This is a genomic window from Paenibacillus caui, assembly GCF_019904135.1.
Taxonomy (GTDB): Bacteria; Bacillota; Bacilli; order Paenibacillales; family Paenibacillaceae; genus Fontibacillus; species Fontibacillus caui.
In genome coordinates, this window is sequence record NZ_JAIOGQ010000020.1 from 22418 (window position 1) to 32018 (window position 9601).

Annotated in this window: 2 protein-coding genes; both read right to left on the reverse strand. The window is 52.3% G+C overall.

The annotated features are described in order from the left end of the window. Positions 1–17: 17 nt before the first annotated feature. Positions 18–5936, reverse strand: coding sequence for a type I polyketide synthase (locus K7397_RS13040; protein ID WP_223068392.1), 5919 nt, complete (start codon positions 5934–5936; stop codon positions 18–20). Then, positions 5929–9588, reverse strand: a complete 3660-nt coding sequence (locus K7397_RS13045; protein WP_223068393.1) for a non-ribosomal peptide synthetase — start codon at positions 9586–9588, stop codon at positions 5929–5931. The genes K7397_RS13040 and K7397_RS13045 overlap by 8 nt, the downstream gene beginning before the upstream one ends. Positions 9589–9601: the final 13 nt, after the last annotated feature.

The window sequence follows — 9601 nt, forward strand, 5'->3', positions numbered from 1 at the left end:
TCCTTTCAAAATAGGTGTTAGACGATCATGCTGACTAGGAAGTGCCGCATCCGTTCAAGCAAGCTTTGAATCTGTTGCTCTTGGTATCTTGCTTCGTCGTACGTGAGTGTCAGGATAAAACACTCACCTGGCTGAGCATACATTCGCAATGGGACGTTCAATTGACCAACGGACAGCAGATCAGCAAAGGTGAGATCTCCGCCCGATAACTCCTGCGAGATGTCCAATGGATAGTTCAGATAGACAAGCATTCGCTCATAGACCGCTTGTTGCAGCACGTTGTAAGGCACCCCTGTCCATTTGGCGATCTGGTGTGGACTGACATGCTCGTATTTCATCATCTCAACCAGTTGTTCTTGCAGGCGTTTGAACTGTTGCGTCGGGTCGCCTCCGCCTCCGAGTTGGATACGCACAGGCAAGGAATTCGTGAACAATCCGACCATCGCGTCGAGTCCTTCGAGATTGGCCGTACGTCCTGAGGTAATCAGACTGATCAGCACATCGTCAGAGCCGGACTGCTCGGCTTGGCAGAGCGCCCAAGCTCCGATGGAGACTGTGCTAAGGGTCAGACCAAGTTCCTTCGCTCGAAGGTTCAGCTGATGCGTCTCCTCTTCTGTAAGCAAGAGTTCACGCTTTGCCGGAATGACGGTTTGGTGTGTCTGCTGCTCCGCGGTAGCAAGTTCCTCGGGAGCCGGTGTGTATCCACTGAAAGACCGTTTCCAATAGTCGCTCGCGAGCTCCGAATCTTGTTCATGAAGCCAACGGATGTATGAGGAGAAAGGTGGTGCGGGAGGTAAGTAGAGATATTCCTCTCTACTATCAGCCTTCACCTTTAATTGATAATAGTTAAGCACTTCTTTAATGACTAAAGAAATAGCCCATCCGTCAAAAAGTGAGTTTTGGAAACTCCAGACGAAGCGATAAGCACTGTTATCGACCTTTATCAGATGAATTCGCATGAGTGGGAAATTACTCACTTTAAATCCTCTCTTACATTCCGAGTCCACAAACTCCTCATAGGCCGAGGCGTGTTCTTCTGTCGTGCGATCCGTCCAATCATGTTCTGTCCACGGCAGTTCCGCGTGTCTATACACCAACTGAACAGGGTACTCAAGACGACGCCAACGGAACGTGGTACGCAAAATGGAATGACGGTTCATTACCCATTGCCATGCCTCACGGAACTGGTCGATGCGCAGTGCTCCATCTATTCGGCATGCGAACACGCCCGTGTCCAAACCAGTGCCTGCAGAGAACAGGTTGTGCGTCAAGATCACTTGTTGCATCGGAGTCAGCGGATAAATTCCTCGAATGTTGGTATCTCCGCTAACCAGACGTTCAATCGTGCTTTCTTCAAATGTGAGCAGCGATGTGTCGAGCGCGTTTTCCGCGCAATCAGATTCCATGGTTGTTTCAATCGCATGCTCCTGTTGCTGATAGTCTCTCGATTCCTTGATGCGCTCCGAGACACCAGCCAGAGATGAAGATTCAAAGAAACCTGCAATCGGGAGTCGCACATCGAACTCTTTTTGAATTTTCGAGATCACAATGATCGCCTTCAGCGAATCGCCGCCAAGCTCCAGAAAATCATCCAATCGTCCGATCTGATCCAAGCCGAAGAATTGCTGCCAAAGGTGAGACAATCGTTGCTCAACCTCATCAGTCGGTGCCACATACTCTGTGCTCAAGTCTGGGCGGACGTGCACATCTGCTGCAATCGTCACACCTTCTTGCAAGATATTGTCCGAGAGTTCTCCCTTAGGCACTTGAAGCTGTGGCCTTTCAATGGTGACAGCGATCTGAGCGACCGTGGTTTCAAGCAACTTCGTGAACGCCTCCTGACCTTCTACGCGGGTAATGCCGCCCTCGAGTTCTTCTCCCGTCAATTGGTGATGCAATTCTTCGACGTTTCGTGCAATCCCGACGTTACGCCAGCGATCCCAGTTTACGGAGAGTGTTACGCTATTCTCACGAGCGGTCTTGTAATGCGCAAAGGCGTCGAGGAAAGCGTTGGCACCACTGTAGGCTACTTGTCCAAATCCACCTTGGACAGAGGCCATCGAGGAGCAGAGCAGGAAAAAGTCCAGTTCCACTCCACGTAACACTTCATCCAGCAATAGGGTGCCTCGGATTTTCGGAGCGAGGATATTGTCGGTATTTTCAACGGTCCTCCGTTGGATCATCGCACCATCAGCAAGACCGGCAGCGTGAATGATACCATGCAGGTTCGTGAAGCGGGATCGGACTTGCTCGATCGCAGTTTGGAGTTGTGCTCTGTCCGTTAGATCGGCTTGCAGAACGAGCACCTCACTCCCCTTCGCCTCCAATTGTCGCAGGGATTCTTGTTTTTCAACGCTTGGAGCCGTACGCCCGATCAAGACGAGTTTGACAGGAGAAGCGCTCGCCAGTTCCTCTGCGAAAGCTAAGCCCATGTCACCCAATCCACCGGTGATCAGGTAGACACCGTTTTCTCGCACCGGCGGCAAAGACGTTGTGCCTTTTTCCACGTGTACCTCTTCAAAAGTCTGTACCAGACGGTGTCCCCCGCGATAGGCAACGATTGGGTCCGTGCCTTCAGACCTCACTTCATCGAGAAGTTGACGAATCTGCTTCGCCTCCTGCCCTTGGCTTTCAGGCACACGGAGATCGATGGATGTACAAGTTATATTCGGGTATTCAAATGGAATTACCTTGACGGGACCCAGCAAAGCTGCTTTTTCTGGATCGCAGAGATCATCGCCTTGCACGTCTTGCATGAAGCTGCTGATCACCGACAGAGTGATCGGCGTTTCCACGCGATGCTTGCCTAGCGCTTGTGTCAAGTAGAGCAAACTGTAGAAGCCACGTGCCAGCAGACCTTCCATTCGGCTGACACTCGGTTCTACCTCAACCGATCGATCATAGTTCCAGAGATGCACAATGCGGTTCGGGAGCAGACCGTCTGCTTGCAAGTCCGCGACCAACTGCTCATACTGGTCACTTTGCTCTGGGCTCAGAGTGAACGTATCCGATTCACGTTGGAACGTTTCTCCTGCTCGAATGCGCACGACTTGATGGCCTTCCGCTCTCAAGGCTGAGATCAGGCGATCTCCCAACCCCAGTCCATCTTCGAAGAACCACCACGTAGCCGGCGTCGTATCAACTGCACCCTGCAGGGAGCGTTTCCAAGATGGGATGTGATAGCGGACTGGCTTTTTGCCTGTCTCCACTATCGCTGCAACTTCTCCGCTCAAACCCATGCGTGTGGCTTGGAACACTTGCATCGGATGAGGAACGTTTGCTGGGAAATGCCGTTGCTCAAATGGGTAGGTTGGGAGTGCGATGCGAATCCGTTTTTCCCCATTGTAGAACGCCGTCCAATTCACCTTGACACCGTGCGCCCAGAGTCCCGCAAGTTTGTGCAGGAAGTAGTAGTGGTCGGGCACATCTCGCGCTGCAATCCGTACAAGATCGAAGACCTGTTGCGTCGATTCTGGCTTGAGGAAGCGGCGAGTCAACACGGACAGATCACGACCTGGACCTACCTCGATAAACAGCGCGTTCGGCTGTTTCAACAATTCCTCCACGCCATCGGCAAACCGTACCGTGTCGCGCATATGACGTACCCAATACTCAACCGATGTCGCTTCCCGAGCCGTGATCCACCCGCCGCTAATGTCTGAGATATAAGGCAATTGCGGCTTGTGAAAGGTTACGCTGCGCATAACTTTCTCGAACTCTCCCAAAATGCCGTCCATCAGCTGGGAATGCCCAGCTAGTGGAGAATTGACGTGCATACACAGCAAGCGGCGGTTTTTCATTTCCGTTTCAAACGCCTCGATTGCTTGTGTCCAACCTGCGACAATACAGGAATTTCCGTTGTCCACCGCCAGCGACACATCCGGAGTCAACAACGGTTGCAATTCCTGCTCCGTCATAGGCACGCTGAGCATCGAACCCGCTGGCACAGATTGCATCAGTTTTCCGCGCGCGACGATCAGTTTGAGCGCGTCGTCCAGGGAGAAGACGCCTGCGAGGCAGGCTGCCGCATATTCCCCAAAGCTATATCCGACCATCGCCGATGGCTGCAATCCCCAGTGCATCAGCAACTTGGCGAGGCTGTATTCGAAGGCGAAAATCAACGGTTGCGCATACAGAGTCTGGCTGAGCTGGCTTTTCGAAACTTCCGCTTCCTCATCCCCTGGATAGAGAATGCGGGCGAAGTTTTCACCCGTCATCGCTTGCAACTTGTTCAAACACTCATTGAGCTGATCTCGGAAAAACGGTTCGCGTTCGTACAGTTCGCGTCCCATCTGTACATACTGCGATCCTTGACCTGGGAACAAGAAGTACACGGGACGCTGATCTTGGGCAACCGCCAAATGAGCGCGGGCGCGTTGTTCGCTCGGATTGACCAGCAATTCCAACTCGCACACGGCATCTTCTACAGACGATACGACCAAGCTACGACGGTGCTTCATCTCCCTGCGCCCAACTTTCAGCGTGTAGGCGACATCCGCAAGTGAGACCTGCGGATTCTGTTTAAAAAAGTTCAGCAGGTTCTCCGTTTGCTTCTCCAACGCACTCGGTGTCATCGCGGACAGCATCAGGATCTGTTGGGAACGCCTAGCAGGGGCGCTCTCGACTTGTGGTGCTTCTTCCAAGAGTATATGCACGTTCGTCCCGCCGATGCCAAACGAACTGACCCCAGCCCGCAGCGGTCCACTCTCCTCTTTCCACTCGTTCAACTGCGCGTTTACAACAAACGTACCTTTCGCGATGTCCGTACGTGGATTCGGCTTTTCAAAATGCAGGCTCGGTGGCAGCTGACCATGTTGCAGGCACAGCACCGTTTTAATAAAACCTGCTACCCCAGCAGCCGCATCTAGATGTCCAAAGTTAGACTTAACCGAACCAATTTTGATACCAGGACGTGCTTTCGTTCCGAACGCAGCCTTTAACGCTTCCAGTTCGATCGGATCGCCCATCGCAGTCCCCGTACCGTGTGCTTCAATGTAGGAGATCGTCTCAGGCTCAACGCGAGCAATGCGGTGCGAAGCGCGGATGACTTCTGCCTGCCCCTCGATACTAGGGGCCGTATACCCGACCTTGCGAACACCATCATTGTTCGAAGCCGAACCTTTGATCACCGCGTAGATCGTATCTCCGTCAGCCAATGCTGCCTTCAATGGCTTCAGCATGACAACACCCGCGCCCTCACCAGGGACCGACCCTTGAGCCGCTGCGTCAAACGGACGGCAATGTCCATCTGGAGACAAAATCATACCTTCCGTGTACAAATATCCATCCTTCTGCGGCGTGCTAATGGAAACCCCGCCCGCCAAAGCGATACGACACTCCCCTGTAAGCAGCGCCCGAGATGCCATGTGAATGGCCGCAAGCGATGTCGAACAAGCCGTATTCACCGAAACGCTTGGCCCCTGCAAATTGAGTTTGTAGGAGACCCGCGTATTCAGATAGTCGCGGTTGGCCAACTGTCCGACCGCAAATTGCTCAGTACCCGACTCCATGCTGTTCAGCGAAGCCGTTACCTGCCAGAAGACGTTCGGGGAAGCCCCCGCGTAGAGACCGATCGATCCCTGCAAGTCTGAATTATATCCAGCATGTTCAATCGCTTCCCAAGCGACTTCATGAAAAATGCGAATCTGTGGATCCAAAAGGGCAGCTTCGCGTGGCGAGTATTCGAAAAATTGATTATCGAACCAATCCGCGCGTTCGAGAACCCCCTTGGCGGGGACGTAATCGGGGTGTTTGACCAACGCCTCGTCTACGCCCGCCGCGAGCAGTTCTTCTTCAGAGAAAAATGTGATCGATTCAACTCCTTCTTTCAAGTTGTTCCAAAACCCTGCCAAGTCAGAAGCGCCCGGAAAACGGCAAGCCATGCCGATAACGGCGATCTCAAGACCTGTGCGAGCGGGTTCGACCTTCTTAGTCATGGAGTACCTCCCCAAACAAACTCAAGGAATCATCCAAGATTTCCAACTGTTCATCCGACAGTTCCTGTACCTCGATGCCTTCTTCCGAGCGCAGATACTCCGCAAGCGAATGGATCGTCGGGTAATTGTACATCATGAGGACAGGAATCGATTTGGAGAACGTCTCATTGACTCGGATGTTCACTTGCACCATGTTGTATGAGTCGCCGCCCAAATCGAAGAAGCGGTCGTTCACTCCGATTTTCTCCTCATCTATGCTCAGTACGGAGGCCCAGATCTTCCGGATTTCAACTTCCACATCGTTGGAAGGAGTGACATACTCGACATTTGCTGTACCTGTCACGACCGGGAGCGGCAGCGCCTTGGTGTCCACTTTGCCGTTGGCTGTCAGTGGCAGGCTTGGCAGTTGCACGAAGTAGGTTGGCACCATATACGATGGCAACTCTACTGCCAAAGCCTCGCGAAGCCAGTCCGCTTCGAGTTCATCTTTGGCGACAACGTACGCACAGAGTTTTTCCTGCCCACTGTCGTCACGGATTGGCACGACAACGACATCGTCGATCTTCGGTGCTTGGAAATACCCGATATACTTCAGTACACGCTCAACATGGTTGACGTCACCTTTATAGGTGATTTCCTGCATGCCTTCTTCGCGGGAAATGATGCCAAATCGAATATCCCAAGACGATGGGGCTGCATAGTTGTGGTAGCCCTCATTCATCAGATGGACATAGATGCCGATATCGTTGATCCGGCAGTTGGACGAGCAGAATCCAGTGTCCTTCGGTGGCACCCAGCCTTGTTCATACAGATACTCACGAATCTGATGAGTCGGTGTGTTGTCATAACGGAAGAAGTCCACGAAGTGCAACGATTCCACAAAACCACCATCCAAATCCACGTCGAGCGTCTTGGAGAAGATGTTTTCTCGGGTATGGAAGCCCTTGCGGAACAGCAGCAGTTTCTCTTCGATCTCCTGTTCGTCAAAGATGCCGAGTTGGAACAGTCCCCACAGACGCATGTCAAAAATTTGACCACGCGACAAGCCGGAGATGATCACTTTACATCCGGTTTCTTCTGCGAGCCCAGCCCCAAGTCCGTTGATCGCATTCCAACAGCCGTTACAAACGTTGCTATACGTCTTCAACGACTTCACGAAGACCGATTTCATCTGATCAGCCGTCAGGACGCGGTGATCGACACCGAGTTGCTTCGTGATGTTTTTGATGTTGATAAAGGCCCCTTCGGAAATAAAACCGTTGTCGAACGTGAACGTGAGCACCTTATATCCCATGTTCACCAAGCGGTACAAGACATACGTGGAGTCCTTGCCACCCGAGAAGAGCAACAGAACATCATAATCGGAGCCTTTGTTTGCATCAACGAGTTCGCGGAAGTCGTCCATCGTCTTGAAATACTTTTCCGTATGTGGTTGATACGTTTCATAATCGCGGCAAACGGAGCAGACACCATGCTCGTCAAACGTGATCTTTGGATAGTTAGAAGGCAACACGCAACGTGTGCAATAGGTCACCCCTTCTGGGTGTACCTGTTGCGTAATGTCGTGAAACACCGAGTCTTTAGGTGTGTACTTTTCATGCAGATGCAGAAGTTGAGTCTCAATTTCACCGAGTTCAATGCGGTAGCCGTTGATTTTGACTTGGTTGTCTGCACGCCCCAAATATTCGAGCTCTAAAGACGGCAAGAACTTGGCGAGGTCGCCCGACCTGTAGACACGACCTTGAGGCAAGGTGACAAAACGTTCCGCCGTCAATTCAGGACGGTTGCGGTAGCCACGCGCCACGCCGTCACCACCGATGAAGATCTCGCCAACCACACCGACTGGCACGGAGTTTCGATCCCCATCGAACACGAAAATGTACGTGTTGTCAGCCGGAACCCCAATCGGCACCGAATCACGAGTATCCGAAGACTCGTCAAAGCGGTGAATCATGCAACCGACGACCGTTTCCGTCGGACCGTATTCGTTGTAAATCTCCACGTTCCCGCCAAAGGCCGCGATCACTTCTCGTGCGAGTTCGGCTTTCAGGTCTTCCCCGCCCACAACCAGTCTCTTGATGGAGGAGTTCGACCAATCACGGTGCTTAATTAACTTCAAATGAGCAGGTGTAGCCTTCACAACACCGACACGATTTTCTTCCAAGACTCGCTCCAAGAGTCGTTCTTTGTGTTCCTCTTGGTAGACAATCACAGCATTGCCGGTCAGGAGCGGTGTGAAGATCGAGGTCACAGTGAGGTCAAAGGCGATGGAAGTGAACAGTGGAAAATCAACCATTTCCCCTTGAACGTAATGTTTCGCCGCAAACATCAAGTAATTGACTGCACCCTTGTTCTCGATCAACACCCCTTTTGGTTTACCCGTCGTGCCCGAAGTATAGATGACGTACGCGAGGTTCGATGGTCCCGAGACTGGTGCAAGGTTGGTCTCGTCTTGGTCCGCATACAAATCGAGGTCATCGATCAGCAACAGACGCTCCGACTCGACTGCCTCAAACAGTTCTGCTTGAGCTGTCAGCAAATGCTGCTGTGTTAAGATGACGACCGCTTGGCTATCTTCGAGCAAGAATTTTTTGCGCTCAACTGGGTTGTCTGGATCGATCGGCACATAAGCACCGCCTGCTTTTAATACAGCCAGCATGCCCACGATGGTTTCGACGGAGTTTTCAACGATCAGTGCGACAAGCGAGTCAGCACTGATACCACGGCTTTGCAACACACGGGCAAGACGGTTGGCTTTGGCATTCAATTCTTGGTAGGTCAGCGAGACATCACCCGCCGCCACTGCAAGATTTGCAAAGTTGTTTTCCACTTGTTGCTCGAAGAGTTGAGCAACCGTCTTGTCTGCGGGATACTCGGTTGTTGTCGCGTTATAAGCAACCACCAGAGCCTCCTCTTCCGCTTTGCTTAACAACGAAATAGTGGTGAGGTCTGCGTTGATATCGACAAGCACTTTTTCCAGCAACGTGATGAAGTGGCTGATGATACGTTCGACACTTTCCTCATGATAGCGGCTGTTGTTGTACTCCACCGTCGCCTCTACGACACCGTTGCGATGCGCAAATACGAAATTCAGCGCAGCCGGCAAACGGTCGAGATGTTGTGGCGATTGGATGTTTTCCATCACCAGGGAGACCTCATACAAAAGCGGGCGATTCAATTTTGTGAGCAGCACTTCCATCGGATATTCCTGATGCTCGACGGCTTCGAGCATCGTCGAGCGCACCTGCAGGAGCAGATCGCGGAACGAGTTCCCCGCCCCGATTCGTGTTCGCAGCGGCAAGACCGTGTTCAGGAACTGACCGTCCGTCTCAGGACGGTAGATCGGAGTGCCGACAACAAGGTCCCGCTCGCCGGTGTACTTCGCTAGCAACAAATTCAAGGCTGCGGTCAAAATGATGTGCAACGTGTGGTCAGAACCTTTGGAAAGCACCGAGACCTTTTCGTACAGCGATCCGGTCAGCTCAAAACGCAGACCTTCTGTAGTATGATCTCCGTTCCGGAAAGCGCTATGGTCGGTTGGGAAAGCCGCAGCTGGGACTTCCCCCGACATTTGTTCGAGCCAATACACTTCTTCACGAGTGCGTTGGTTGGCAGCCAACACGAGTTCACCGGACAAAACCTGGTCGGACATGTGGTTTTCCTCC

What these genes read in the sequence shown, in the direction of transcription:
- K7397_RS13040 (WP_223068392.1), bottom strand. Translation starts at nt 5,936, where the DNA reads ATGACTAAGAAGGTCGAACCCGCTCGCACAGGTCTTGAGATCGCCGTT.
- K7397_RS13045 (WP_223068393.1), bottom strand. Translation starts at nt 9,588, where the DNA reads ATGTCCGACCAGGTTTTGTCCGGTGAACTCGTGTTGGCTGCCAACCAA.